This is a genomic window from Neobacillus sp. plas4, assembly GCF_057221695.1.
Window position 1 is genome coordinate 3,222,999 of sequence record NZ_CM170152.1, and the last position, 26,889, is coordinate 3,249,887.

29 protein-coding genes and 1 pseudogene are annotated in these 26,889 nt (G+C 36.4%); 10 read left to right on the plus strand and 20 right to left on the minus strand.

The features are described 5' to 3' along the window. Positions 1 to 24 precede the first annotated feature (24 nt). From xerS to AC2TFD_RS16020, 3 genes are all read right to left on the minus strand, one after another. On the minus strand, positions 25 to 1,113 hold the full coding sequence (gene xerS / locus AC2TFD_RS16010) for a tyrosine recombinase XerS (RefSeq protein WP_484673566.1): 1,089 nt from the start codon (positions 1,111 to 1,113) through the stop codon (positions 25 to 27). 346 nt (positions 1,114 to 1,459) lie between these two features. Continuing rightward, positions 1,460 to 1,834, minus strand: coding sequence for a VOC family protein (locus tag AC2TFD_RS16015; protein WP_335569371.1), 375 nt, complete (start codon positions 1,832 to 1,834; stop codon positions 1,460 to 1,462). Positions 1,835 to 2,308: 474 nt separating this feature from the next. Continuing rightward, positions 2,309 to 3,052, minus strand: a complete 744-nt coding sequence (locus AC2TFD_RS16020) for an SDR family NAD(P)-dependent oxidoreductase (RefSeq protein ID WP_335519150.1) — start codon at positions 3,050 to 3,052, stop codon at positions 2,309 to 2,311. 661 nt (positions 3,053 to 3,713) lie between these two features. Here AC2TFD_RS16020 and AC2TFD_RS16025 point away from each other — a divergent pair. Further along, positions 3,714 to 4,721 (plus strand): DUF3231 family protein, encoded by a 1,008-nt coding sequence (locus tag AC2TFD_RS16025; RefSeq protein WP_335569369.1) that lies wholly within the window; start codon positions 3,714 to 3,716, stop codon positions 4,719 to 4,721. A gap of 507 nt (positions 4,722 to 5,228) precedes the next feature. Here the strand turns inward: AC2TFD_RS16025 and AC2TFD_RS16030 are convergent. Beyond that, complete coding sequence (locus AC2TFD_RS16030) at positions 5,229 to 5,996, minus strand: hypothetical protein (protein ID WP_484673567.1); 768 nt, start codon at positions 5,994 to 5,996, stop codon at positions 5,229 to 5,231. Positions 5,997 to 6,231: 235 nt separating this feature from the next. On the opposite strand from AC2TFD_RS16030, the gene AC2TFD_RS16035 reads away from it, so the two are divergent. Beyond that, positions 6,232 to 6,528: a hypothetical protein gene (locus AC2TFD_RS16035; protein WP_335512139.1), complete on the plus strand. Its 297-nt coding sequence runs from the start codon at positions 6,232 to 6,234 to the stop codon at positions 6,526 to 6,528. 51 nt (positions 6,529 to 6,579) lie between these two features. After that, positions 6,580 to 6,666 (plus strand): annotated as a pseudogene (locus AC2TFD_RS16040). A gap of 11 nt (positions 6,667 to 6,677) precedes the next feature. Here AC2TFD_RS16040 and AC2TFD_RS16045 read toward each other — a convergent pair. After that, complete coding sequence (locus AC2TFD_RS16045; RefSeq protein WP_335512137.1) at positions 6,678 to 7,676, minus strand: LLM class flavin-dependent oxidoreductase; 999 nt, start codon at positions 7,674 to 7,676, stop codon at positions 6,678 to 6,680. Between the two features lie 21 nt (positions 7,677 to 7,697). Beyond that, positions 7,698 to 7,982 (minus strand): DUF3219 family protein, encoded by a 285-nt coding sequence (locus tag AC2TFD_RS16050; RefSeq protein WP_335512135.1) that lies wholly within the window; start codon positions 7,980 to 7,982, stop codon positions 7,698 to 7,700. Between the two features lie 70 nt (positions 7,983 to 8,052). On the opposite strand from AC2TFD_RS16050, the gene AC2TFD_RS16055 reads away from it, so the two are divergent. Then, on the plus strand, positions 8,053 to 8,307 hold the full coding sequence (locus AC2TFD_RS16055) for a DUF2533 family protein (RefSeq protein WP_335512134.1): 255 nt from the start codon (positions 8,053 to 8,055) through the stop codon (positions 8,305 to 8,307). A 32-nt stretch (positions 8,308 to 8,339) separates the two neighbouring features. Here the strand turns inward: AC2TFD_RS16055 and AC2TFD_RS16060 are convergent, their stop codons facing one another. Beyond that, positions 8,340 to 9,134: an alpha/beta fold hydrolase gene (locus tag AC2TFD_RS16060; protein ID WP_335512132.1), complete on the minus strand. Its 795-nt coding sequence runs from the start codon at positions 9,132 to 9,134 to the stop codon at positions 8,340 to 8,342. A gap of 168 nt (positions 9,135 to 9,302) precedes the next feature. Here AC2TFD_RS16060 and AC2TFD_RS16065 point away from each other — a divergent pair, with 168 nt between their 5' ends. Beyond that, positions 9,303 to 9,668 (plus strand): carboxymuconolactone decarboxylase family protein, encoded by a 366-nt coding sequence (locus AC2TFD_RS16065; RefSeq protein ID WP_335512130.1) that lies wholly within the window; start codon positions 9,303 to 9,305, stop codon positions 9,666 to 9,668. A 51-nt stretch (positions 9,669 to 9,719) separates the two neighbouring features. Here the strand turns inward: AC2TFD_RS16065 and AC2TFD_RS16070 are convergent, their stop codons facing one another. The 5 genes from AC2TFD_RS16070 to AC2TFD_RS16090 form a co-directional block, all read right to left on the minus strand. Further along, entirely contained in the window at positions 9,720 to 10,895 is a 1,176-nt protein-coding gene (locus tag AC2TFD_RS16070) for a DHH family phosphoesterase (RefSeq protein WP_335569368.1), read from the minus strand. 111 nt (positions 10,896 to 11,006) lie between these two features. Then, positions 11,007 to 11,921 carry a CBASS cGAMP-activated phospholipase gene (locus AC2TFD_RS16075; RefSeq protein ID WP_335512126.1) on the minus strand — a complete coding sequence of 305 codons (915 nt, stop codon included), beginning with the start codon at positions 11,919 to 11,921 and terminating at the stop codon, positions 11,007 to 11,009. A 175-nt stretch (positions 11,922 to 12,096) separates the two neighbouring features. Then, positions 12,097 to 13,824: an aromatic amino acid hydroxylase gene (locus AC2TFD_RS16080; RefSeq protein WP_484673568.1), complete on the minus strand. Its 1,728-nt coding sequence runs from the start codon at positions 13,822 to 13,824 to the stop codon at positions 12,097 to 12,099. A 33-nt stretch (positions 13,825 to 13,857) separates the two neighbouring features. Continuing rightward, entirely contained in the window at positions 13,858 to 14,148 is a 291-nt protein-coding gene (locus AC2TFD_RS16085; RefSeq protein WP_335512122.1) for a 4a-hydroxytetrahydrobiopterin dehydratase, read from the minus strand. A 149-nt stretch (positions 14,149 to 14,297) separates the two neighbouring features. Continuing rightward, positions 14,298 to 15,404: a metallophosphoesterase gene (locus AC2TFD_RS16090; RefSeq protein ID WP_420489041.1), complete on the minus strand. Its 1,107-nt coding sequence runs from the start codon at positions 15,402 to 15,404 to the stop codon at positions 14,298 to 14,300. Between the two features lie 371 nt (positions 15,405 to 15,775). Here AC2TFD_RS16090 and AC2TFD_RS16095 point away from each other — a divergent pair, with 371 nt between their 5' ends. Continuing rightward, positions 15,776 to 16,927, plus strand: coding sequence for a glycoside hydrolase family 18 protein (locus AC2TFD_RS16095; protein WP_335520537.1), 1,152 nt, complete (start codon positions 15,776 to 15,778; stop codon positions 16,925 to 16,927). 41 nt (positions 16,928 to 16,968) lie between these two features. On the opposite strand, the gene trhO is transcribed toward AC2TFD_RS16095, so the two are convergent. The 4 genes from trhO to AC2TFD_RS16115 all read right to left on the minus strand — a co-directional run bounded on the left by trhO (position 16,969) and on the right by AC2TFD_RS16115 (position 19,945). Then, positions 16,969 to 17,916 (minus strand): oxygen-dependent tRNA uridine(34) hydroxylase TrhO, encoded by a 948-nt coding sequence (gene trhO, locus AC2TFD_RS16100; RefSeq protein ID WP_335569363.1) that lies wholly within the window; start codon positions 17,914 to 17,916, stop codon positions 16,969 to 16,971. 142 nt (positions 17,917 to 18,058) lie between these two features. Next, complete coding sequence (locus AC2TFD_RS16105; RefSeq protein WP_484673569.1) at positions 18,059 to 18,838, minus strand: DODA-type extradiol aromatic ring-opening family dioxygenase; 780 nt, start codon at positions 18,836 to 18,838, stop codon at positions 18,059 to 18,061. A gap of 17 nt (positions 18,839 to 18,855) precedes the next feature. Then, the gene (locus tag AC2TFD_RS16110) at positions 18,856 to 19,278 is read right to left on the minus strand and encodes a DoxX family protein (RefSeq protein WP_335569361.1); all 423 of its coding nucleotides are present in this window, start codon (positions 19,276 to 19,278) and stop codon (positions 18,856 to 18,858) included. A 22-nt stretch (positions 19,279 to 19,300) separates the two neighbouring features. Then, positions 19,301 to 19,945 carry an alpha/beta hydrolase gene (locus AC2TFD_RS16115; RefSeq protein ID WP_335520070.1) on the minus strand — a complete coding sequence of 215 codons (645 nt, stop codon included), beginning with the start codon at positions 19,943 to 19,945 and terminating at the stop codon, positions 19,301 to 19,303. A 148-nt stretch (positions 19,946 to 20,093) separates the two neighbouring features. On the opposite strand from AC2TFD_RS16115, the gene AC2TFD_RS16120 reads away from it, so the two are divergent. Beyond that, positions 20,094 to 20,621: a helix-turn-helix domain-containing protein gene (locus tag AC2TFD_RS16120; RefSeq protein ID WP_335520072.1), complete on the plus strand. Its 528-nt coding sequence runs from the start codon at positions 20,094 to 20,096 to the stop codon at positions 20,619 to 20,621. A 46-nt stretch (positions 20,622 to 20,667) separates the two neighbouring features. On the opposite strand, the gene AC2TFD_RS16125 is transcribed toward AC2TFD_RS16120, so the two are convergent. The 3 genes from AC2TFD_RS16125 to AC2TFD_RS16135 all read right to left on the minus strand — a co-directional run bounded on the left by AC2TFD_RS16125 (position 20,668) and on the right by AC2TFD_RS16135 (position 23,660). Further along, on the minus strand, positions 20,668 to 21,606 hold the full coding sequence (locus AC2TFD_RS16125) for an MBL fold metallo-hydrolase (RefSeq protein ID WP_484673570.1): 939 nt from the start codon (positions 21,604 to 21,606) through the stop codon (positions 20,668 to 20,670). Positions 21,607 to 21,690: 84 nt separating this feature from the next. Then, complete coding sequence (locus AC2TFD_RS16130; protein WP_484673571.1) at positions 21,691 to 22,845, minus strand: thiolase family protein; 1,155 nt, start codon at positions 22,843 to 22,845, stop codon at positions 21,691 to 21,693. Positions 22,846 to 22,889: 44 nt separating this feature from the next. Continuing rightward, positions 22,890 to 23,660 (minus strand): 3-hydroxyacyl-CoA dehydrogenase, encoded by a 771-nt coding sequence (locus AC2TFD_RS16135; RefSeq protein ID WP_335520061.1) that lies wholly within the window; start codon positions 23,658 to 23,660, stop codon positions 22,890 to 22,892. 252 nt (positions 23,661 to 23,912) lie between these two features. Here AC2TFD_RS16135 and AC2TFD_RS16140 point away from each other — a divergent pair, with 252 nt between their 5' ends. Next, positions 23,913 to 24,509 (plus strand): TetR/AcrR family transcriptional regulator, encoded by a 597-nt coding sequence (locus AC2TFD_RS16140; protein ID WP_484673572.1) that lies wholly within the window; start codon positions 23,913 to 23,915, stop codon positions 24,507 to 24,509. Between the two features lie 34 nt (positions 24,510 to 24,543). Here AC2TFD_RS16140 and AC2TFD_RS16145 read toward each other — a convergent pair whose 3' ends face one another. After that, complete coding sequence (locus tag AC2TFD_RS16145; protein ID WP_335520055.1) at positions 24,544 to 24,792, minus strand: hypothetical protein; 249 nt, start codon at positions 24,790 to 24,792, stop codon at positions 24,544 to 24,546. A 143-nt stretch (positions 24,793 to 24,935) separates the two neighbouring features. Here AC2TFD_RS16145 and AC2TFD_RS16150 point away from each other — a divergent pair, with 143 nt between their 5' ends. After that, on the plus strand, positions 24,936 to 26,303 hold the full coding sequence (locus tag AC2TFD_RS16150) for an aldehyde dehydrogenase (protein WP_484673573.1): 1,368 nt from the start codon (positions 24,936 to 24,938) through the stop codon (positions 26,301 to 26,303). Between the two features lie 196 nt (positions 26,304 to 26,499). Continuing rightward, positions 26,500 to 26,859, plus strand: coding sequence for a hypothetical protein (locus AC2TFD_RS16155; RefSeq protein WP_484673574.1), 360 nt, complete (start codon positions 26,500 to 26,502; stop codon positions 26,857 to 26,859). The last annotated feature ends 30 nt before the right edge of the window (positions 26,860 to 26,889 follow it).

The window sequence follows — 26,889 nt, forward strand, 5'->3', positions numbered from 1 at the left end:
ATAATGAGACGGAACAAAATTTATTTATTCAAGTTGCTCTTTTGGCATATCCATTTTATCAACAGCGATTTTTAAATCATCATTTTTAATATGTGTGTAGATCATCGTCGTTTGAATGGAAGAATGACCTAATTGTCTTCGTAATTTTGGTACATCGTTAATCTCAGCATGGTACCTGGTTGCAAATGAATGTCTTAGTTTATGTACGGATAACGATGGTTTTCCGAATGCCGTAGCGTACTTTTCAACTAATTTTTCAACAGCTCTGGCTGTCAGTCTGCGGGATTTCCCTTTTGGACCAACCGAAGCAGCAATAAACAAGGCTTTATTGGTTTTTTCTACTTTATATTTCGATGTTCTTACCGCAAGATATTCTTGAAGATCCGCCATTGCCACTTGGCTAAAATAGACGAATTGTTCTTTATTTCCTTTGCGAATTACTCTCACACAGTACTTTTTAAAATCAATATCATCTAATTCAATGCCAATTAGTTCAGAAAGACGAAGGCCGGAACCTAAAATTAATGAGACGATGGCAGTATCACGCTCTTTATTTAATTGGTGAAAGTTATAGAGTTTTTTATTTTCCTTGTTTAATTCACCATAGTCATTTGCAACAAATAAACGGAACTTTTCGTATTCATCACCAAGCAGGATTTTGCCTTCCATTTTAGCAGCTTTTGTTTCCAGATTTTCTTTCACTTCATTAAATTCAATTTTTGCCAATACATTACGGTTCAAATAAGGTTGTAAATCCGGCGTTTCGGCAATGTTTTGCAAATAATTAAACAGGGACTTTAAAGCTGATAATTTCCGATTAACGGTTAATTCTTTATTATTTAATTCGTAATGAAGAAAGTTTAAGAAACTTTCAATCTCAATAACCGTCATTTGCTCTAAACGTTTCAATGGGATATCTTTAGCAGCTCCAGTATATAATTGCTCACGAATCATCCAATTGAAAAAGATCTTATAATCATGGCAGTAATTAAATAAAGAAGCCGTCGAAAGCTTTCTTAATTTATGATTGATATATTCATCAACATACCAGGGTAACTCAGATAAGAGCGACTGTAATTTTTTAAAATTTTCTTGTTTTGACTGATTTACCATAAAATCACCTCACTTCTATATTTTACCTAACAAGCTTAATTACGTCAAATTTATATTTTACGTAATTATGTTTTTTTATCGTTATGCTGAAATTATTCTTTGAATTTGTTGTCGACTGACGTGCGACACAAAAGTCCTTAACTCTTCAATTTGTACTTGATTAGTGTTTTGGGAAAAAATTAAAATGACACAAAAGTCCTTAAAATTCAGGACTTTTGTGTCAATTTTTTATTGATTAAATCCTTTAATAATATTTTAAAAAATTAGTTTAACTAAACCTTAATTAAAGAATGCCCCTTTTAGTTTAAGTGTGTCCTTTCACTAAATATACCTTTATATATATTTGTTACCAGTGTACTTGGAGTTTATTGCCATTTAAATCAAAAAAGTGGAAATAGGCATGTCCATTATCCCCTTTTATATCCTCAACCTTAACACCATTTTCAATAAGGTGTGTATGAAATTTAGATAATTCTGGACTTGTAAAACCAATGCTAAAGGCTGGGACATTACCAACTGTAAAATGTGCAAATGTATCATCTTCAGTAGGAACTAAGATAAGTAAAAAAGGTCCCTCATTAACTTTTATAATGGCAAATGGATCCTCAGTAATGGTTAATAATTGAAGCCCTAATATATCTCTATACCATTGTGCAGACTGCTCTAAATTTTTTACCGGAATTCTAATATAATGTACTTGGTCAATAAATGATTTACTCATAAACTACCTCTCCTTTATTTAGTATGGTTTATCAAGTAATTCCCTTTTTATATCCCTTTTCCCTTCCGATTTATTGAACTAGCCTGCCCCGTTTGTTTAATAATCACTTTCATAAGGATTAGCATATAAATCAAAGTCAATTTCAGCTTCAATGCTTAGATAGATACAAAGCGGGTGCTTCTCCATCTTCAATTTTAACTACAATGAAAAATTTACACTCTAGGGAGTATGTCTTATAGGAAGTATTTTTAGAAATAAATAAGCAACGCATTTCGAATTGCGTTGCTTTAACTCACTCTTGCACCCGTTACTTGAATAAAAAAAGCGAATGACTAAACACTATGATTACTCCGTTCTGAATATTTGTGTTAGAAGGGCAGTTTAATAAATAATCAGCATTATTTAGTTGTGCGTCTAATGATGACAATATAATACCCCAACTACCAAATGTTGGGGTATATAAGTTTATTTTTATTACAAATCTGAAATCATACCGCCATCGACAACGAATTGTGCTCCAGTTGAATAACTAGAATCGTCAGAAGCAAGGTATACAACTAAATTAGATACTTCTTCTACTTCTGCCCTTCTTCTTAGTGGAATATCTTGCTCAAGTTGTTTTAGGTATTCTTCAACATCTGGTTGGTCAGCCATTGGCGTTTTGATAATTCCTGGATGCACAGAATTTACACGGATGTTATGCTGTCCAAGCTCAGCAGCCGCACCTTTAGTCATACCAGTTACAGCATGTTTAGAAGCACTATAAGCAATTGCTGTTGGCGCACTTACTAAACCATCTACAGAAGAAATGTTAACAATAGAACCTACCCCAGCCTTTTTCATAGAAGGAAGCACTTTTTGCATTCCTAAGAATACGCCAAGCTCGTCTACTTTAAATGTTAATTCGAAGTCTTTTACAGTTAATTCTTCTAATGTTTTAAAGATACCAATTCCTGCGTTGTTTACTAAAACGTTGATAGGACCAAATGTTTCTTCTGTTTTTGCTACAACTTCTACCCAGTTCATTTCACTAGAAACATCTAATTTAAGAGCGGTTGCGTTTTCTCCTAATTCATCGGCTAGTTTTTGCGCACCTTCAAAGTTAAGATCAGTAATCGCTACTTTTGCGCCTTCTTCCACGAATTTACGAGCATGCATAGCACCCATACCTTGTGCTGCCCCTGTAATGATTGCTACTTTTCCATCTAATTTTCCCATTTTGAATTTCTCCTTTCGAAATTTCCAAGTCATTTTCAGTTAAGAAAACAACTTTCAGTACAATTTCTATTATGTACTTTTGGTGAACAAGTTAATAATAAACCTTCTGTTAATTACTTTCAATTAAAGAGTCTTGAATCAAAGATATATACCAAAGGAGCTCTTTCTTCTTGATTTATCCTCAAAGGTTATAATTCCCAAAATTCTCGAAAATTTTTCTTTTCTTGTTAAACTAAACTCCCCGTTAGCATAATTAGACCACATTATTCTGTTAATCCTTTTCCAGTAAATTATTGGTGCTTTACCTTTATCGGAAATATCTATTAAAGCCACTTCTTTTATCTTTCCGCATATAGTGTTTATTTCTGAACAATAATTAAAGGCTTGGGATAGTTTTTCTAAAGTCAATCTATTAGCAAATGTACAATGTGGTATCCAATTATCAGGTAAATACAATGAATTTGGATTATCATTAAACGGATCAAAATGTCTATGATGGTTAAAATGAAATTCAATCAGGTCTTTTGTATCGGTAGGTGAATAAAACAATGATTCTCTGATTTTATAAAGACTTAATCGGTTAATATAATTTTCTTGGAATTTGAATATACTACCAGTTAATAGTGGATATTATAATTATCGATTTATGGGAGGGTATAAAATGGAGGGAGAACATAATCCAAGATTGACATCTTCTGAAATATCAATTATGTGGAGTAGCTATGTGAACAACAGTTTTTCTAAATGTATTATGGAATATTTTTTGGCTAATGTGGATGAACCAGATATAAAATCAATTTTAGAATTTGCACTTAATATATCACAAAACATGTTAAATACGAGTAAAGAAATACTAAAAAAAGATAATCAACCAATTCCAGTTGGCTTTTCTGACGAAGATGTAAGTCCAAGTTCTCCACGTCTATTTTCAGATGCTTTTTACTTATATTATCTTAAAAATATGTCAAAAGTTGGTTTATCTATATATGGTGTGGCTTTGGCAACTTCCGCACATTCTGATGTCCGTGATTTCCTAAGTCAAGCAATACAATCCTCAATAGAACTATATAATAAAACAGCCAACGTTTTATTATCAAAGGGATTATTTGTAAGACCACCTTATGTTTCAACTCCTAATAGTGTTGATTTCATTGATAAAAAGAAGTATTTAGGTGGTTTTTTAAATTTAAATAATAGACCTCTAAATGTAATCGAAATTACTCATATTGCAGCAAATATTGAGGCAAATGCAGTTGGTAGAGCTCTTTTAGAAGGTTTTGCCCAAGTAGCGAAGTCTGAAAAGGTTAGTGATTATTGTAATAGAGGTAAAGAAATAGCTAAAAAACATATTCAACTATTTTCATCCATGTTAACTGAGGATGACATTCCAGCACCGGCAGCATGGGACCTTGAAGTCACAGATTCAACTTTCACACCTTTTTCTGATAAATTAATCATGTTTCATATTACATTGTTAATTGCTTCAAGTATTTCGAACTATGCAACTTCTTCAGCCGCAAGTTTAAGAATGGATATTGCAGCATCTTATGTTCGTTTAACAGCAGAAAATGCTCAATACGCTAAAGATGGTGTAAACTTAATGATTGAAAACGAATGGTTGGAACAACCTCCGCAGGCCCCAAACCATAAAGGTTTGGCTCAGGATTAAAGTGTTTAAGGGGTGTGATACAACTTTATAACTATGAAAGAAAGTAGGATTTATCGATGTGTATAAAGATACGATCGGAACATTATTATGTTCATTAGCTCTACCAGTTATATGGCGACCTTAAATCATAAATTTTAGCAATTCTTGTAAATATCCATCCAACTTTAGCAAAGTGTTAATAAATATTTCCATAAATTAGTATAGTTTCTAGTTGAACTAATCTGCCACATTAGTTTAAGTGAAAACTTTCACAATGATGGCCATACTTTATTGAACAGAATAAAAAAACACATACATTAGCATTTTAACAAGGTATTAAGTACTTTTGTGTCACTCGTAAGTTGTCGATTTCTTTCCTGAGTGAATTAATGTTTGTGTCATTAGACATTTCAAAAAAAGAAAAAAAGCCACATGGGCTTCTCTCTTATTGAAAGAACTATGATTTTTACTCAATTTATATTACTTGTAAACAGCAATTCTTTTTTAAACAAATGTAAATGGATTTTATTATTTAATTATAATTCCATTTTTTGAAATGACGATCTCCCACATTTTACTATTTAATTCATAAGAATTTAAGCCCGGATACATTTTACTTAGATACTTTTTCTTAACAATACTTTCAATAAGATCTTGATTAAGGTTTTCATTCCATTGTTGAGGATGAGTTACATGAAATCCAAGTGGGTTTAATATTCGTTTCGTTGGTATATTTTTAGAAGCTAGAACACAGACCATCCACCAGTCCCAAGCAGGTCGTCCCATGCAGAGCCCATCATCCTGATAAATATGAAGTAAATATTTATTAATAAAGAAATAGTCAACACCATTACTAAGAGTGCCATAGGAATCGTTAATATGTTTGACATCCAGTCGATGTCCGTAAACGAGACTGTCCAATGCTTCTTTGTAAATAATCTTCACGAGGCCTTTTTCTAGATCCCTAAATTGGATATCAGAATTGATTATCCCAACAACCTTATAATCTGTACTCTTTAGATAGCTCATAATATCATAGATATAAATATATGGTTTTCCGTATTTTTCTTTAGCATTTCTTTCTACTACACGGAACTCGATATCAGGGAAATATGGTTTAAGTTTGTCTACTTCTTCTTTCGTATTCAAAGAAACAACATTTAAACCTGCAGTTATCCATGTATTAATGGCACTCCTTTGTATTTCTATCCTATTAGGTCCAATCGAAGTCGCAACTAAAATTGAATTGAAGTTTTCTTTTTTTACAGAACTCTTAGTCTTTTTGTTTTTTTTCAACTACCTCACCATTTTCCTTTTCAACGTTTTGTTGTTCGGTTAATTAGTCCTACATGTAGCTTTTTTCATTTGATTCAACGCCTCACGAAAATTCCAGTTTATTCTAAATAATATTAATTTTTTGCAATTTTTGATTGGACTAGCCCCTACTTTTTGAAAAGTTGATTTATCTTTTTACTCGCTAAGTCTTGGAATCCTATATAATAAAATGATGATGTTTTAAAGGAGAATTCTTATGGATAAAAAACAATTAGAAGAAAAAATTATTCAGCACTATCAAGGTGAGGAAAAAATGATGATCCTCGTATTTGCTCAATGGTGCATCAATCATGATCTAAATCCTGAGGAATTGTATTTACGTGCCTACCCTAATCAGGCCTCGAATATGGCTTTAATGGAAGCAATGGAATTAGTGGTCCCTAAAGAGGAAGCTGGAGAAATTGGTCACGAAACCCTTCTTGGTGTCTTATCTTTGTTTGGAAACGATGATCTTGCATTTGTTGTGACGGAGGAAATAGCTAAAATTAAATAAGTTTCCGAACAAACAATGAATAATATTTGGTTTTGGAACAAAAATAAAAACAGGACTTGTAGCTCAACTGTAGAGCAACCAGCAGTTTTAACCGTAAACTGCCGCGTATTTTGCGGGTTAAAGTCCCGCCAAGCCCTATTATTAATTAGTCATTTACTTAAAATTTCTTCTGAGATTAGTTTATAAGATTGAATTCGGTCTAATGGTGAATGTGTTATGGTAACAATCATGATTTCATCTGCATTATATTTATCCTGAAGTTCTTGAATGCTCTGTGCTACCTCATGCGGATTACCTATAATAATACCTTGCCTCATTTCTCCTAAGAGGTCTTCTCTTTCGTTTTGAAAATATTCCTTCGCCTTTTGAATCGATGGAACCCCTTCCTGTCCCTCTCCTCTTTTTCTTTGTAACCCCCATACGAGTGAGCTTAATGCAACATCCATTGCTTTTTCAGATGTTTCTGCACAAATGGCTGACACTGTGAGAATGACTTCAGGAACTTGATCTGGTTTCCTAGGTTTGAAGTGATTTCTATATAGTTGAATAATTTCGAAACCGTCTTGATCACTCATAAACTGTCCAAACGCGTACGATAGTCCATTTTCTGCAGCAAGTAATGCACTCTTTTTACTCGTACCAAGCAGCCATGGGATAGGTGCCACAGTCGGAACCGGAGACGCAGATACTTTCGCATGCGGATGTTCAGGAGGAATCGTATTGTCTAAAAAATAGAGCAGATCTTTCACGGAACTCGGCATATTCCATACCTGCTGTAAAAAGTTATCTGATAAAGCATTTGTAGCTTCTGCAGATCCACCAGGTGCTCGGCCAATCCCGACATCGATTCGGCCAGGAAACAAAGTAGCCAGCATATTGTATAACTCGGCAACTTTATATGGTTTATAATGCGGTAATAATACCGCCCCAGAGCCAATTCGTATTTTAATTGTATTCGCTCCAATATAACCTAACATTACTTCAGGAGCAGAACATGCTAGTCCTGGTAAATCATGATGTTCCGCAATCCAATACCGTATGTAGCCTAACTCTTCCGCTGCTTGAGCTAACTCCATCGATTCTCTTAGTGCCTCAGCAGCAGTCTGATTAGAAGAGATAGGCGCCTGATCCAAAATACTTAACCTCATTCTCACACCACCCCTTCCTTCCTATTCTTTTACTTCAAGCAAACTTAATGTAAATACTCCAACCTGGCCTTTAATATATAAATTTGTAAATGAAGTAGAGTATTGATGAATACTTGCTCTAAATGATAACTCCCTCTCAGGAACTTCTACATTAAATGTTCCTTTATACAATAGTGTCGTAATATCATGATACTCCTCACTTGATACATTAAACTGAACGGAGATTTTAATTAAACCATGCTCGATTTCTTCCTCATACTTGTAGACTTTTATTGGTGTTTCATCTAAGACAATACTCTTTACCAAAAAAGCATCTCCTTTATATCCATAGATTTATGGTATTATTATATCAGTTAACATTTTGAGGAGTGAAATCATGAGCGTACATAAGGATTTAATGAAACATGCAGAAAATCAAAATAAGAGTTATCAGCAGTTTTTAGCTTGGGATCAGCTGCGTGAACAATATATTGAAGAAGCCATCGAATTATGTAAACAAGGTAAACCTTTTTCAACTGCTAAAATTAATGATGTAACCAATAAAATGAATAAAATTAACTTAAGAATTATATCAATGAGAAAAAATGTTACCGTTGAAATGGTCAAGGAGTTTGTAAACTCTAAAAAATAAAATCCACCAAAGGGTGGATTTTTTGATTATTATTATTTAACCGTGCTCAAAAATTCAATCATCTTTTTGGCTAGCTCAGATGGATTCTCATACATACTCATATGCCCAGAATCTTTTAGTAAGACATGTTTAATATTTGATTTACTAACTGAAAATGTCTTTTCAGAAGGAATAATTTGATCCTTTTCACCAGCAATTAATAGGACTGGAATCTCTGCCCTCTCTAACACACTATTACGGTCCGGTCGGTTTTTCATCGCAATAAGCGTTTTCATGACACCTTTTGGTGAGGTGGTATATCCTATTTCTTTAGCTGTCGTGATCTCATTTTGATTTTTCTCTATGTTGTCAGGTGAGAAGAGTTTTGGTATCAGCCCATCAATAAAAGCCGGTACTCCTTCCTGTCGAACTTTTTCAACACCTGCCTCTCTTCCCTTCTTGGCTTCCTCTGAATCCGGGTAAGCAGTCGAATGAATCAGTGAAAATCCGTTTACCATTTGACTATACTTCTCCGCAAAAGCAAGGGCAATATACCCACCTAGGGAATGCCCGAACATTGTTACTTGAGCTACATTCAAATAATCTAATACATCCTTAATATGATCAGCAATGTCTTCAATCGAAACGTCCCCCTCAAGGTTAGCAGATTCACCATGACCTGGAAGGTCTAGAGCAATCACTCGATAATTTTCTGATAACTTACTTAATATATTATCCCAATAACCATTGCTGCCACAAAAGCCGTGCAGAAGGACAATTGGGCTTCCCTTCCCTTTTTCGTTGTAACAGACAGATTTTCCATTCAAATTTATAGTATTTTTTTTCATGTTTTCTCCTCCCAATCTTTTATATATAGTTTTTATACCCTCTTTCACTATACTCTACCCTATTTTCACATTAAAAATCAGTTACCTCATTTTGTTTGGTTAAGTGACTCTTATATTGCTTATACTATATTTTGTTTAATGAATTTTGGAAATGGGGTTGAATGAAGAATGGATTTTGAAGCTAGAAATTCTACTGAGGCTGCTCTTCACGAGTATAAATCTGGTTTAGGTGTTTTTACGCAAAAGATGCCGGAGTTTGCTAAACACTTCAATGCTTTTACAGAAGAATGCTTTAAAGAAGGTGCATTATCACAACGCGAAAAGCAGTTGATTGCGTTAGGAATTAGTCTATACTCACAAGATGAATATTGTATCATCTATCATACTAAAGGCTGCCTAGACCAAGGATGTTCGGAACAGGAAATCTTAGAAGCAGTAGGAGTAACTGCTGCATTTGGCGGCGGCGCAGCAATGAGCCAGGCGGTTACACTTGTGCAAGAATGCATTCAGGATTTAAATCAATTGAAACAGTAACAATTACGAACAAATCCACCCAGGCTTCTTGGGTGGATTTGTTTTCGTACATCACTTTTCAAACTTTTTCATTAGGTAATGAACAAAGTCTTCGTCCTTTACGAGCCAAACCTCATAATATCTTTTTAAAAAGCTCTCCCCATCTTCAAAACTAGAAAAGGTTTGCTCCAATCTTGTGTTATTTCGTTTAATTATCCATTTTTCCTCATTTAACTGGTATAGAAGGAACTCGTCTTCCCTGCGGCTTTTATACAGCGTGCCAAACGTTGACTGTTTTAGGTTATAGCGATTTCGCCTTGCGTCCTCTGGAATTGGATCTAGATGAAAGGTTTCCGTTACAAAGTTTATATATGCTTCCTCGGTTAGAGAGCAGCCTGATGCCTTTGCATGACCGCCTCCTCCGTATTGTCCAGCCACTGCGGATACATCCACATGGTCATGAATAGTACGGAAGCCCATTCGTTTACCGCCAATATTTAAAATCGCTATGTAATCCAGATGAGGGTATTCCTTACCAAGTTCATTTCCAAGTTCAGAGTGATACGATTCCGCATAAACCACACCTGCATAAAGTCCATCTAGCTGTGTCTGAACAAGCTCTCTTCTTTTCCTGCGGATATAGCGATCAATTTTATCTTCTTCCATGTCCAGTATTCTCTTTTCGAACTCATCAAAGTGAAAATGTTCGCTTGTTTGAAGCCGGGCGATCATTTTTTCTTCAAACTCATCGATCGAAACAAGGAAAAATAGAGCATTCAGACGCTGCGCTTCTTGGTTATCGTTTTTTTCCCACTCCCATGTATCATATTGTCTAACGAGCTCAACAAATTCTGTTATCACGTCTGTAGGCACAATCAATTGGTGCGAAATAAGATATTCATACAATAAGGAAGTTGCTGATGTTAATTTTCCTTCCTCATCCTCAACGACAACATGTCCCCAATCATATTCGTTATAATGTAAAGCGGTTTTATGATGGTCAATAAGCTGTACTTTGCCCCCATTATCATAAAACTCTTTGAGACTTTGTTCATTTTTTTCATTTACAGACAAATCTGTGATAAATAAAAAGGTATTGCGATCATCATTTTCTAAAAACCATTCAACCTCGCGATTTAAACCAGAAATAGAATTGTAGCGGACTTTCACGTCTTCTCCAAAAGCAAGTTTTGCTAGAATTCCACACCCCACACCATCCAGATCATTGTGAGACAACAGTTTGTACATGTTCTTCACCTCATGAAATAGTATGAGTTCAAATGGTCAAAAATATTGGCAAAGATATAGCAGCTTTTTTGAATAGAATAAAACTCGGTACTTTATAAACCGAGTTTTTGGTTATATCTTCTTTAAAAAGGCCATGATTTCATTTTTCTGTTTGTAAAACGTCCTTCGGCCAAGTTCACTAAGGAAATCCATGTACTTTACTTCATCAAATGGTACTTCCTCCCCTAACTCTTCATTAATTCGAAGATATTGATCCTTTAATAGAAGCTGACAATGATAGGTAACCGATTCTGAAGATAAATGAAGGGCTAAATCGAGAAGTTTCGGGGTCACCTTCATAGAGGGAAAACGAAAAGGCAGCCATTCGTTTATGCCCCAATACTTTTCCTTATCATACGTAAAATCAATATTTTGCAGTCCCGTGCCAAGTGATAAGATATGGATATCTTCCATTCCTTTTTGGAAATAATGAATACTTTCCGTTAAACCTACTAATGATGGATTATTTGCCCATAAACCACCATCAATTGATAAATATTCATTCCCAATGTTGTTGGGCGGGAAATAGACAGGTGCGGAGCAAGAGGAAAGAACGGCATCCCAAAGCTTTATCGATAAATCATCATTTCCCGGGTGTCCAAAGTTGGAGCGGTGGATAAATGGTTTTCCATGGGTAATGTCGACAGCCGGGATAAGCAGAGGTTTTTCAATATCCTCCAATTGGAGGTCACCAAAGGACTTTTTTAATAGTTTCCGGAGTGACCGATCACTATAGACACTTTTAAAGATCCCTACTTTTGCCTGTCTTTTGAATATCTTCTCTCCATACAACATGTAATTTTCATGAACTTCTTTCATTTTTTTATCCAATGAAACAGAAGCAGCAATGATGGCACCCGTACTTGTCCCTGCAACAGCATCAAATAATTTCCCTACAGGGTAACCCACTTCTTCTTCTAGTGCTTGTAAAATCGCAATCGAGAAAATTCCCCGGATTCCACCGCCATCTATACATAGTAACTTCATTAGTCTCCACCTAATTTTACCTTTTAATAAAGTGTGCCCTTTATGAGTTACACTTATCACGTTTTGCTATTGAATGTCTTCATTCCTGCTCCATAAAAATACCGCCCATCAATTCAACCTTTGGTAAAGTTGTTCAATAGGCGGCAGGTTGTTATTGATACGAACTTATTGCTGCTTAGGAATTTGTTAACCTGAGCCCTCTTTCAATTAACACGGAATATCCGTCGTGTAAATCTTTTATTTCGTCAAATTGCTTTCTCAGCAATAGCTGTTTATCTGGCAAAAGATTATATTTTACTAGAAGCTCCATAATTTCAATTCGTAATAACCAATCATCTTTATAATCATTTGTTAATACATCAATCACTTCTGCCAACTCTGCTTCTATATCGTTACTCATTGATTCTCGGATAGATCTTATTTTCCCGTATAACTTTTCTAACTTGGTTAGGTCCCTTTTAACAAGAGGTTTTGTCTCAACCTCACCTATATCTGCATAAAATTGATCAGAATCCGCAGCACCTGCAAAAACCGATGTTATACTTTCACCAACCGCCAAATCGTAAGTACCCCACTCAGGTTGGAATAAGATTTGTTCTTTTATTGAAACCGTACAATCTTTGAAGGTGATAAGCAGTAATTTGCCGTCTTTTCTTATTAATTGAACTGGAGTATCCTTTACCTTAACTCCACTCTCATATTCGAAGGTACAATTCTTTCCGAATGAGATCCCGATTTCTTCGAGTTCTTCATCTGTAAGCAGCTCGAGTGGATTTTTCAGATTTTTAATTCTTCCAATCGGGGCTCCAAAGCCATCTTGGTGACTGTTTTTCCCATGACCAAGCAACTCTGTATTTTCATATGCTAAGGCTGAAGGACCTTCGGTTTGAATGTAAATTGCTACCCCGTCCTCATCCTTTAGGATTCTTCGTAATGTTCCCGTCAGCTGCAGACCGGAATTATATTGAATCGTGGCAGTATGATTGGAACGAAGTGCTTTATCCAAGCCTTGCGTTCCTCCAACATGAAAGGCCATGGTTTTCGAAAACTCAATCACAGCATCAATTAATTGGTCAAAGCTGTCACATACAAAAAGCTGTGGCTGCGGCTTGGTAATATCAAAACCCGTAGCAATCACTTTTTGTAGTTCAAAAGGAATCTTGTTAACAGAAGCTGTTAGGCTGCTTCTGCCTTCTGCAACAGAAGACAGCAAACCTGCACCATAAATTTGTGGTTTTTCAACTGTCCCAATGAGTCCATACTCGACTGTCCACCAATATAGCCGAGAAATTTGTTCCGCTTCTGACAGTTCCGTAACAGCTGCTTGCTTTTCTTCAAAGTTTGCTTTTGCTGCTTCGATTTCAGCTTTTGTAGCTGTTCCGCTTTCTAATAAATTGGAATAGGAGCGAACAGCTTCAAATAACTCATGCTCCTCGCTTATAGCCAATGCCTTTGAGCCAATTTGACCAAATAGCTTTACATACTCCGAGAATTTCTCTTCACATAAAATAGGTGCATGACCTGCCGCTTCATGGATAATATCTGGAGCAGGTGTATATTGAATGTTTTCTAGTTTACGAATATCAGAGGCGATTGGGAGAATACCATGTGCTTGAAAGTCGAAAAATATAACCCCTGGGATAAAGCCATCAATATTAGCAGCTCCCCATCCATATGGCTCTAACGCTATGTTCATGTCAGTCACATTGGGTATTCTCTCTACAGAAATACCAGAAGATTTTAATCCGCCAACATACGCATGATGGGCTGTATCCTTTAAATAATGATGGTTTTGTCGCATGACATACCGCCAAACGGCATGATCAATCGGTGTGTATTTTTCATATTGTTGATCCACTACATATTTTTGTAAATGCCTCGGAATCTTTTTTGCTTCTCCCATTAGTAAATCTCTCCCTTTAGAAGAAAATTAACTTTACATTTGATTATAAAATTCATCATACTTCGCAGCTAATTCAAAATCCAAAGCTGTTAAACCCCTTGCATTCCAAGATGATATCTTTACAGTGACGACCTTATAGTCGATAGAAATAAATGGATGGTGATTCGTCAGCTCTGATAAATTTGCCACTTGTTGAACAAAATCGATTCCTTTCAGGTATTCTCGAAAACGATACTTTCGTTCAATCCATTTCTCTTCGGTTAATTTCCAATTCGGTACGGAGGATAACATTTGTTGAATTTCTGAAGGCATTAATTTTTCCATTCGCTTCTCTCCTTTATACTGATAAAGCGCTCTCAATTAAATTTTTAGTCATCAATAAATATTATTCAATTACAATAAAAAAAACACTAACAGTTATCTATAGTTAAATAAAGAAAAAAATCTATCTGATGTCAGATAGATTTTTTTCTTTATCGAATGGAGGGATTGAAGGTAACGTTAATTTGAACAATTTCTGACCGCGTTCCAATCCGCAGTGGCAGTCCCCAAACTCCATAGCCTGATGAGACAATCGATTGAAGCCTGCCTTTCTTTAAATAGCCCCAATCATTTTCAAATATCATATTTGTTATCAGGTTACCTGGAGCAACCTGTCCTCGATGTGTATGACCAGAAAGAATTAAATCAACTCCATTTTTTTCGGCAATATCTAAATCGTAAGGCTGATGCTCGAGTAAAAACACGGGTTTCGAAATATCGGCCTGTTTCATTAACTCTGAAAGATCTGCTCTTACAACGTCTTGATAACCTCTATCTTTCCTGCCAACCAACGTTATTCCCTCTGGTAGATCCAATACTTCATCATCCAAAACTCTCATACCGCTGTTATTAAATATTTTAACAAGATCAACATCATCGCGATCATGATTTCCAAGAGAGGCATAGGCAGGTGCTTTGATTTGTTTCAGAATACCTGGTATTCCTTGTTCAAGAAAAGGCGTTATATCATCGTCAATAATATCCCCCGGGAATAGAACGAGGTCAGGCTTCTCGGCATTAATGTACTCTACCAGCTTTTTTGCCTGCCTTGCTCCAGATAGATCCCCAAAATGCATATCGGAAGCCATGATAATTTTTAAACTTTGCTTCCCTGCTGACTGTTTAGGAATTTGAACTTGATATGTTTTTTCTGCAGGACTGTAAGCATTAAACACTCCGAAAAAGAATGAACCAACAATCACGATTATTAGAAAATTACCTGTCCATTTAACAAACTTTTCTTTCTTTATTTTTGTAAATCTCCTTAAAAATATTGCGATATTCGCTAATGGCAGCAACAAGATTAAGAAGTAAAATAACGAAAGCCAAATGGCACCCAGCCAGGTAAAAAATAAACTCTCATCCAACCAGCGTGAAATAACAAATGAATAAGCAAAAATTATAAGTACAACCCAGAAAATAATTTTAATACTCTTTCGATCACCACTTATGTACTTCAACCAAACCCAAATATTATAGCCAATATAAAAAATCAATAAATTATATAGTAAGATGATCCCTATTCCAACAGCCCACACAGATGTAAATCTCCTTTTCTTTAGATGTCTTACTTAAAGGCTTTTTTCTTAAACTTTGTTGCATTTGGAAGACAATTTAATTATTGTGCTATGTATCCACAGAAAATAGAAAAAACTAATAAGAAAAAAGCCTACATACTTAATTCTAAAGTGCAACATAACTATTTCCACGTTAAAATCGGCTTTAAGATTTTAACAACATTTTTTAAGAAAGCAACCTACTATTATTAGACAATATTTGAGCTTAATTAACAACAAATTCAAACCAGGAATTTACCATAATTTCGCAAGGCGGATATTACCAACACTTCCTCCTATCTATTTTTGATACAATCGTTAAGTATGAGAATAGTAGGGAGGAATCGTAAAATATGAAGAAACGCACAATCCTCCTAGCCCTGGTAATTTTATTTACCTTTATTGGGGGAATTTTTACAGGAGTTATTTACTCAACAAATCAAACAGATCAGGCGGTTAAACCGCAAAAAGTGGAGAAACTGCCTAAGTCAGATAAAAATCTTGTAGAAAAAGAAATTCCCGAAGAAGTGGTAGAAGACTCTAAAGTATTATTAGGCTATGTTCAGGATTTCCGTGATCCGAATGCAGTGGATTATTCCAAATTAACACACGTGATCTTTTCGTTTGCTCATCCGACAGCAGATGGGGGCATATTACTAAATGGCGATTCCGCTATCAATAATTTACGAACAATGGTGATAAAAGCCAAAGAACACAATACAAAAGTAATTCTAGCCGTAGGCGGCTGGTTTCATATTAATGGCGGGGAATCCTATGAGCCATTTAGAGCGGCTATTAGCAATTCAGACGCGAGAACACGACTTGTAAATGAGCTAATTCATATAGTCGACACCGAACAGCTTGATGGCATTGATATCGATTTTGAGCACCCTCGTTCAAAGTCAGACGCTGCTAACCTAGCTGCTTTTACCAGCGAACTAAGCAATCAGCTACATTCCAAGGGGAAAGAGCTATCGGTAGCCGTTTATGCAAAAATTCATGCGGTGACAGGCACCGAAATGGGCTTTGTCGTTTATGAGCCCTCTATGTTCCAGCATGTGGATCATGTCAATATTATGGCCTATGATGGTCAGTGGGATGGCGGCTATAATGCTGCTAATCTATCTCCATATCCTTTTACAGAGAAAATAGTAAACTATTGGGCAGCACTTTTTGATGAGTATAACTTAGCAAAAGAAAAGCTAGTTTTAGGTGTTCCTTTCTATGCTCAACCAGAAGACCCTGCCATTAAACAGGTTTCGTATGCTGCCATAGTCAAGCAGGATCCAGCAAATGCTCTGAACGACACGGTTTATATGAACGGAACAACGTATCATTATAATGGTGTGAAGACCATCCAAAAGAAGACGAATCTAGCGATGAATAATGGCTTTGGAGGAATGATGTTGTGGGAAGCTGGTCATGACAGCAGGGGTGATCTTAGCTTAACAACAGCGATATTTGATGAACTTTCAAAGTCAAACGAAGTTGTTGCAAAGAAATAAAAAAAGGCTGCACACTATTTATGAAGTGTGCAGCCTTTCCTTTATGCTTGGAGATTCAATAATCTTTCGTTTACTTCTTCTTCGGTAAGTCCATGCTCTGCCACATAGCGGTTTCGGGGATGTGTTCTACATTCATGTGAACAGCTGCGCAGGTGGCGATGTTCATTTTCTTCAGAACAAAGAATTTTCTTGTTACATTCAGGATTAGCACAGTTTACATAACGCTCACATGGCTCACCTGTGAAATAATCCTTCCCAACAACCACATGCTCTTTGCGATTGATGGGTACACTTATACGCTCGTCAAACACATATAGTTGTCCATCCCATAATTCTCCCTGCACTTCTGGATCTTTTCCGTAGGTAACGATGCCGCCTTCTAATTGTGAAACATCTTCAAACCCTTCATTAAGCATCCAGCCTGAAAATTTTTCGCAGCGGATCCCGCCCGTACAATAAGTAAGGATTTTTTTTCCTTCAAATTGTTCTTTATTCTCCCTAATCCAATCTGGCAGGTCACGGAAATTTAAAATGTCTGGGCGAACAGCACCTCTAAAATGACCTAGGTCATATTCGTAGTCATTCCTTGCATCAATGACAACTGTATCTTCTCTTTGCATAGCTTCAAAAAATTCCTTCGGTTTTAAATGCTTCCCTGTCGTTACATTTGGATTAACATCATCTTCTAACCGTAAAGTAACAAGCTCTGGTCGTAATCGAACACGCATTTTCTTGAATGCATGCTCTGAAGCCTCATCAATTTTGAAAATGGTTCCCGCGAATAGCGGGTGCTCATCCATGTATTTTATATAAGCATTTGTTTGTTCAACTGTCCCTGAAACGGTACCATTAATACCTTCAGATGCAATGATTATCCGCCCTTTTAAACCTATTTCATTACAATACTGTAGATGCTCTTGTTGTATCTCTTCAGGATTCTCAATCGTAACATATTTATAATACAGTAAAACTCTATAATCTAGATTCATAATTACCACCTTATTAACATTATTACATTATTTATATTTATAACCGAATTATTATATCAAGATTCAAATAAATCATCAAATTATATGCTTTTCCTTTTAATAAAAATAACACTAACGCTTGGTTAGTGTTATTTTGCCTTTATCATCCAAACTGCCAAACGCTGTGACTTAGGTTACCATAACGATAGCTTCGATGGATTAAAGCGGCTTTTCTGCTATCATCTGCTGCTCCCATTGCGTAAAAAATCGGAATAAAGTGTTCGTTTCCAAACTTAGGAACTGCAAATTCAGCATTAGGTGCAAGCGAATCGTATTTAAACAATGAATCAGTGTCCCATGTATGAAGATGATGTGCAATCCAATCATCAAACTCAAGTGCCCACTGATGTATTGCGCCATCGTCACCCCAGCTTACAGCTCTAAGGTTGTGAACCGTACCACCACTTCCGATAATTAATACATCATTAGCGCGTAAAGTAGCAAGGGATTTTCCTATTTTATACTGTTCTTCTGGAGTTAGAGCAGGATTAACCGACATCGCGATAACAGGAACATCAGCATTTGGATATAGCATCCGAAGTACGACCCATGCGCCATGATCTAATCCCCGCTTCGTTTCCACATCAAATGGTATTCCATTTTCTTTAAACAGCTCTTTTATTTCATTAGAAATTTCCATAGAACCATGTGCAGGATATTTAATCGTATAAAGTTTCGGGTCAAATCCACCGAAGTCATAGATCGTATCATACTGATCTACTTCACTTACTTTTTGCACGCGAGATTCCCAATGCGCAGAAAACAAGACAATCGCTTTTGGACGCGGCAAATTCTTACCTAGTTGACTTAAAAATTGAGTATATTCATTGTTTTCAATGGCCAGTAACGGTGCACCGTGTGCGATAAAGAGTGATGGTATCATTGTCCGTACCCCCTGAATTAGAGTGATTGAGTCTGATTCTTTTGTCCTTTGGAAACAAATTTATCTAAAGCAAACATTTTGCTGCCATTAATAGCAATAAATAATGCCATTACAAGTAATGCTAAATCTAATTCCCAACCAGCACCTTGACCATCTCCCAAAAAGCCAATAGCTAATTTCCCTTTGATAGTTGCTCCAATCATTAATAGCACAAATAATGCTGATACAATTCTACTTCCTAATCCAACTACTAATGCAATTCCACCAACTATTTCTAACAAAGCAACTGCATAAGCCAGGCCGCCTGGTAAGCCTATGGCATCGAACCAGCCTACGATATTTTCAATACCGCCCTGGAATTTTACTAACCCATGGACAAAAAATGTAACTCCTAATACTAATCGTAAAATTAATGTGCTTACCTCTATTTTTTTCATCATTTTCTTCCTCTCCATTAATAAATTATTTTTCTAAGTCTTGTAATAACCAGTTTGTAAAATCCTGCAGATTTTTTAAGGAAACACTATGTCCTTCTTGATAGGTGTTAAAAGTAACGTTAGCACCTAATTGGCGAAAATATTCGTTATTGGCAACTCCCCATTCAAAAGGAAGAACTTGATCCATTTCTCCATGAGAAATAAATAAGGATACCTCATCTACAGGTTTAATTGTGTATTCTTCTTTGACGAAGGCAGGAATATAACCACTTAAAGCAACAATACCTTTAATTTTATTTCCTAATGTTAACCCAAGGGTCATGGATAAAATGGCACCTTGACTAAAACCTAACAAGTATAAATTTGAAGTATCTAGCGGATACTTTTCGCAAGCATAGTCAATAAAGCCTGTAAGCTTATTTACGCCTTCATCGAACACTTCCCGATGGGGTTTGCCGTACCCTTGAATTGTGAAATAGGCAAATCCTGGTGGTTGTGAGAGATGACCGCGAATACTGAAAATGTAAAACTGTTCTTCTAACCCGCTAACCAACGACAGCATGTTTTGCTCATTACTGCCAATTCCATGCATGATAAACAACGCAGGATATTTTTTATCAGGGTCAATCTGATTCGGACGACGGAGCTCATATATCATCGGTGCATTCATATACTATTCATCCTTTCTTTTTATTAAATGTTTTCAAATATGAACATTTGTTGTTTATAAGATAACAAGAGATCTTATGGATTGTCAATCATTTTTTTGCTAATATATAAATATGTTCTATATTAGGAAACTATAAAGGGTGATAAAACTGGATATCGGCTCAAAAATTCGTGCAATTAGAAATCGAAAAAAAATCACAATCGCACAAATGTGTGAAGGTACAGGTCTTTCAAAAGGATTTATCAGCAATGTTGAAAATAATAACACCTCACCTTCCATCAATACGCTGCAAACCATTGCCAGCTATTTAGAGGTTCCTCTTCCCTATTTATTATTAGAAAAAAAACAACATTTACGCGTAGTTCGAAAAGATAATCGAACAATGACAACTTTTAACAAATTGAATATTGAGCACATTTCTTCGATGGGTGGATTAAGTTTGCGAAGTGTAGAATTTCCCCCTGGTGCTTCGATTGGTGACGCCCACGCCCATGAAGGGGAAGAATGTCATTTGGTACTAGAAGGAAAAGTGCTGGCAGAGCAAGGGGAAGATTCTGCTATCTTAGAACAAGGTGACTCCTTCAGCTGGAATGCAAGTGTACCTCATTCTGTAAAGAATATTGGAGATTGCCACGCGGTTGTATTAATTGCTGTATATACCAACAGAGAAATATGATAATGTAAAAAAAGATGAAGGGTGCCCACGTGGGATACCCTTCTACCTAAATGCACTCGTAATACCAAGTTCCATCCTTAATCGATTTTTGACATTGGTTGTTTAAATATAAATACTCCAAATGGGCGAGTGTTTCACCAACTGCAAATCGAGTTTCATGGATATTCAGATTCTTAAAAAGCTTGGTGTTAACTTCATAGATGGTCGCAGGCTGTTTAATGTAATCATAAGTCTGCTCTAATCGTTCATGATGATGTTCCAATAATTCTTCTATTCTTTGATTTGCATTTCTAAACGGCTTCCCATGGGAAGGAATGACAAAATCAACATCCAATAATTTAATTTTTTCTAATGAAGCAAAAAACGCATGTAATGGATTTCGATTGCCTCGAAACCAGTATGAAATATTAGGAGAAATCCGTGGTAAAATATGATCGGTTGAAAATAAGATACTTTTTTCTTTGTTAAAAAACGTGATTAACCCATCAGAATGCCCGGGTGTAAATATAACTTCATATTCGTAATCCCCAAAAACGACTTTCATGCCTTCTTCCATGTAATGTTGAACAATTGGGTATGGTTTTACCTGGGGATTAAAACTTCTTTCATCTCTGGTTAGCACCCTCGATAAATCATCTGGTAACCCGCAGGTTTCGTAGTTCTTATTTACAATCGAAAGTGACTCTGACTCCCAATAGGATAAACCAGCCTCTGCATCGATTTCCGTCATCCAAACCTCTGCATTTGTAAGTTTTTGAAGTGTTCCGGCATATCCAAAATGGTCAGGGTGATAATGGGTAATGATGATATCCTTAATATCATGTTTTTCGATGATGGGTCTCCAAATGTCTCTAGATACTTCATTATTTAATCCTGCATCGATAATCGTCCACCCTCTTTCCCCTTCTGCTAAAAAGCAATTAACATGATTTAATCGAAAAGGCAGTGGGATGGTTACTTGCGTCACACCTATCTCATTAAGCAATTCACGTTGCTCCTCTCTAGTAATCTTGTAAAAAATAATAATCAGCAAAATGATTGTTTTTCCTGCTTATTCCCGCGTTCTTACCTATTCACTGATTCTTTCAATAATCGTTCCGTTGGCCATACCACCGCCTTCACAAATAGCCTGCAGTCCATAACGACCGCCCGTTCTTTCTAATTCGTGCATCATAGAAATCATTAATTTTTCACCTGTAGCTCCCAGAGGGTGTCCTAGTGCAATAGCTCCACCATTAGGATTCAATTTCTTAGGGTCAGCCTTAATTTCCTCCAACCAGCACATTGGTACTGGTGCAAAAGCTTCGTTCACTTCGTATATGTCGATGTCATCAATAGTTAATCCTGCTTTCACTAATACCTGCCTAGTTGCTTCAATTGGACCTGTCAACATTAACGTCGGGTCAGAGCCAGTTACCGAACGGGCAACAATTCGGAAACGTGGTTTAATTCCCAGTTCCTCTGCTTTTTCCCAAGACATTAAGAGAACTGCCGCTGCTCCATCACTCATTTGACTAGCATTTCCAGCATGAATTTTCCCGTCTTCTTTAAAGACTGTCTTTAGAGTGGCTAATTTTTCAACTGTAGACCCTTTTCGCGGACCTTCATCCTGTTTCACAACAACCGTAGTGCCATCCTCCAATGTTACTTCTAATGGCATGATTTCTCTATCAAATCTGCCTTCTTCTTGAGCAAGTAGGGCGCGATTATGACTTTCTACTGAAAATTCATCTAATTTGGTGCGCGTAAATCCCCATTCATCCGCAATTCTTTCTGCTGACAAGCCTTGATGAATGATTTCATAACGCGAAGTAAGCTCTTCGCTTAATTTTGAATGTTGACTAGTAGACCCCAGTGGAACCCGAGTCATACTCTCAACACCGCCTGCGATGACAATATCCATATCGCCGCTAAGTATGGCTTGAGAGGCAAAATGGATGGCCTGCTGACCTGAACCGCATTGACGATCTAATGTGGTTGCCGGAACATGTATTGGGAAATCCGCTATCAAGGCAGCAGTACGGGCAATATTCATACCTTGTTCTTCTACCTGTGAAACACACCCCAAGATTACGTCTTGCACGATTCCCGGAGAAATCCCAGCACGATTTACTAATTCTTTTAGGACTTTTGCAGCTAATTCATCTGGGCGTACAGTACCGAGCAGCCCTTTTCTTTTACCAACTGGTGTACGAACACCCTCTACAATCACAACTTCACGCATTTTCTTTCCTCCTAATTTTAAATATATTTTTTCCTTGTTTTGGATTATCTCGGAGGCATACGAATGGCACCATCTAAACGGATGGTCTCTCCATTCAACATGACATTTTCAATGATGGACTGGGTTAATTGTGCATATTCAGAAGGTCGTCCAAGCCTGGATGGAAATGGAACCTGTGATTCTAAGGCTGCTTTTGCTTGCTCAGATAAAGATGCAAATAAAGGTGTTTCGATGATCCCTGGAGCAATGGTCATAACACGAATCCCGGATTTCGCTAAATCGCGGGCGATAGGCAAAGTCATACCTGCAACTCCGCCTTTTGAGGCACTGTATGCTGCCTGGCCGATTTGACCATCAAATGCCGCAACTGAGGCCGTATTAATGATAACCCCTCTTTCCCCTTCCTGATTCGGCTCATTATTTACCATTTGGGCTGCAGCAAGGCGAATCACGTTAAATGTGCCAATTAAATTGATTTCTATCACTTTTTTAAAACTATCAAAACTATGTGCATTGCTGCCCTTGCCAACTGTTTTTTCTGCAATTGCAATACCTGCACAATTCACTACTGTATTGATTTTCCCAAATTGGGCTATAGCTCTATCAATAGCATGTTGTACATCTTCTTCACTTGTTACATTTGACTTGTAAAAAACAGCATTCTCCCCTAATTCTTCGGCTAACTTTGTCCCTCTTTCTTCAGAGAGGTCAAGTATAGCTGCTTTACCGCCATTTTTTACAATATTTCGGACAGTTGCCTCTCCAAGACCAGAAGCGCCTCCAGTTACCAATGCAATAGAATCTTGTATTCTCATATTTCCCGCTCCTATTCAATCAATATCCCAGTTTCCAAAAGATGTTATTATTGTGTTAATAATAACAATTTTCTTAAAATTTTACAATTGATTTATTTTTTGAACACTGATTTAAAAAATTAATCGATCTCCACTATATTCCCGTTGATTTTCCTAAACCGTTGTCCTATATTTAAACAAAGAGTAAAAAAATTTCTAATTGTTCAAATAGATAGGAAGATTTAGAGTTCATAGAGGTAGGAGGTTTGAAATATGTCATCTTTTAGAGCTCAGAAAATGGCTAAAAAGAAGCAGGAAATCCTTCGCTCTGCAGCAGCTATTCTTATTGAAAAAGGCTACCAAGGAACTACAATGGAAGAAATCGCTGCCAAGCTGCTTATGACAAAAGGGTCGATGTATTATTATTTTAAAAATAAAGATGACTTACTGTATCAATGCCATTTGATGATTATGGAACTCTGCCTTGATGGCATTGAGAAAGTGGTTAATAGTGATTCCAACCCAATTGAAAAACTAAGGCACGCGATTAAAGAACATATTCTTCTTGCAACACGTGAGAAATCAATGTTTATGGCACTAACAAAACCGAATCATAATTTTTCGGAAGATCAACTAAAGGAAATTCTTGAACTGAGAAAAAGTTACTCACTGTATTTTGACAGAATTATTCTGGAAGGCATTGAAATAAATGCTTTTGAAAATGTGGACGTGAAAATGGTGCGGCTAATCATTTTAGGAGCTCTTAACTGGATTCAAGAATGGTATGACCAGAATGGTCCTCAAAGCGCGGAGGAAATATCAGATACCTACGCTCGTTATTTGTTAAAAATGATCACAAACGAGAAATAAATAAGCCCTCCTTGGCATTCAAGGAAGGCTTTATTTATCCAATTTTTTCTTCATTTTCTGGACTTAACAGCACTCTTTTATTTGTAGTAGATGGTGTTAAATTGGACCTTTTTAATAAATAATTTAAATGATCGATCGGCATAGAACCGTATCCTTTTCCATCTTCAAGTGTAAATTGAACGGTTATCCCATTATTAGTCGTTATTGTTAGTGTATCTGCTGAATTAAAATTCCCCTTGATATTTTGAGAAATTTGATATTTCATACCGGTTTCGATTTGCATTTCATGTCTCCTTCACTAATATTTAATCATAGTATTCTCCGATAATTATTATTCATACAAAATTATTCCATTACGGCCTATTTCAAATTCTACTGATTAAAATAGGATGTGGTAAAATATTCTTATCGTGTGGAGGTGGGAGAATGGAAATTTCTAGTGAATTACTTAATAGACAGCGGGATTTCTTTCAATCGGGCAAAACCAAAGATGTTACCTACAGAATAGAAGCTTTAACATTATTAGGAAACATGATCCGTTCGCATGAAACAGAGCTGATGGCTGCACTTAAAAGCGATTTGAATAAAAGTGATTTTGACACGTATATTACCGAATTGGGGATTGTATTAGAGGAAATCCGCTTTACTCTTAAACACATTAAAAATTGGACAGCACCACGTAAAGTAAAAACTGCCTTCACCCAAATGGGCTCAAAAGGCTATATTTATTCTGAACCGTATGGTGTGGTATTGATTATTTCTCCATGGAATTATCCTCTGCAATTAGCGATTGCACCACTCATTGGAGCAATTGCTGCCGGAAATTGTGCCATCCTTAAACCATCAGAACTAACACCAGAAACGTCAAAGCTTATGGCTGAGCTTATCAGTAAAACATTCCCTGCTGAGTACATTTCTGTTGTCCAGGGCGATGCTGAAACTACTCAAACCTTGTTAAAAGAAAAATTCGATTATATCTTTTTTACCGGTAGTGTTGCGGTAGGTAAGTTAATTATGGAAGCAGCAGCCAAACATTTAACTCCTGTTACGCTCGAATTGGGAGGAAAAAGTCCTTGTATTGTCCATCATGATGCGAATATCAAACTAGCAGCCAAACGAATAGCTTGGGGCAAGTTTATCAATGCTGGTCAAACATGTGTCGCACCTGATTATTCATATGTTCATCGGGATGTTAAGGATGAATTCATAAAGATACTCACAGAAAGTATCAAGGACCTTTATGAGGAAATCATAAAAAACCAAGAGTTCACTAGGATTGTGAGTGAACGGCATTTTAACCGTGTTATTAACTTACTTTCAAGTGGAGAAATCCTTCATGGTGGCAATTATTCTATCGATACATTAACGATTGAGCCTACCGTACTTGGAGGAGTCAATTGGGAAGACCCTGTGATGCAAGAGGAAATTTTCGGCCCCATTCTACCTATTCTTGAATATGACGATGCAAATACGATGGTAGGTAAAATAAACGAAAACCCAAAACCATTGGCACTATTTATTTTCTCTCAAAGCAATGAATTTCAAGGAACGATCCTTAATTCTATTTCTTTTGGCGGGGGATGTATTAACGATACCGTTATGCACCTTAGTTCTCCCTACCTTCCATTTGGCGGAGTTGGAGACAGTGGGATTGGGGCCTATCATGGTAGAGGAAGTTTTTATGTCTTCTCGCACCAAAAAAGTATCTTAAAACAAACAACTACGTTCGATCTACCATTTCGATATCCAAATCGGAAAGACGCGTTAAAACAAATTAAACGCTTTATTAAGTAACCTTGCAGAGAGTTCCCTGCGAGGCTTTCTTTTACTTAAAAGTGTAGTTAACCTTACACAAGGGTATATAAAAACTAATAAATAAAGCAAAATTAACAAGATTTCCTATAATTGTCGCAATTTATTCAAAATGTTTGCAGGAAAATGTCGAGAAATAAAGGAATATATAACTAGACCAAAAGAAGGAGGAAAGTGAATGAAGAAAATAGTAACCCTTTTATTAAGTAGTTTAATTGTTTTATTGATGTTTGCTGCCCCAGGGACTCCTGTACAGGCAGAAGAACCAGGAGATGATTGTGCATGTCATAGCCTAGTACCCCTTACTGGTTCTGAAAGAAATAAAATTGTTGCTGCTTTTCTAAGCAGTGATGCGTTTAAGGTTAAAAAATTGGAATTAATAAACACTGGATACCGCTGGAATGGAGCAAAAAGTATAGAGGTAGTTTTACCTGCAGAAGGAGTAACAATGGTGGGCGTTCCATTTATCGATCAAAATGGAGTAATTAATATGTATGTCTTCATCAATGGAACTTTTGTAGGATTTACTCCGATGTAAAATTTAACGAATGTAAAAAGCTGGCAATTG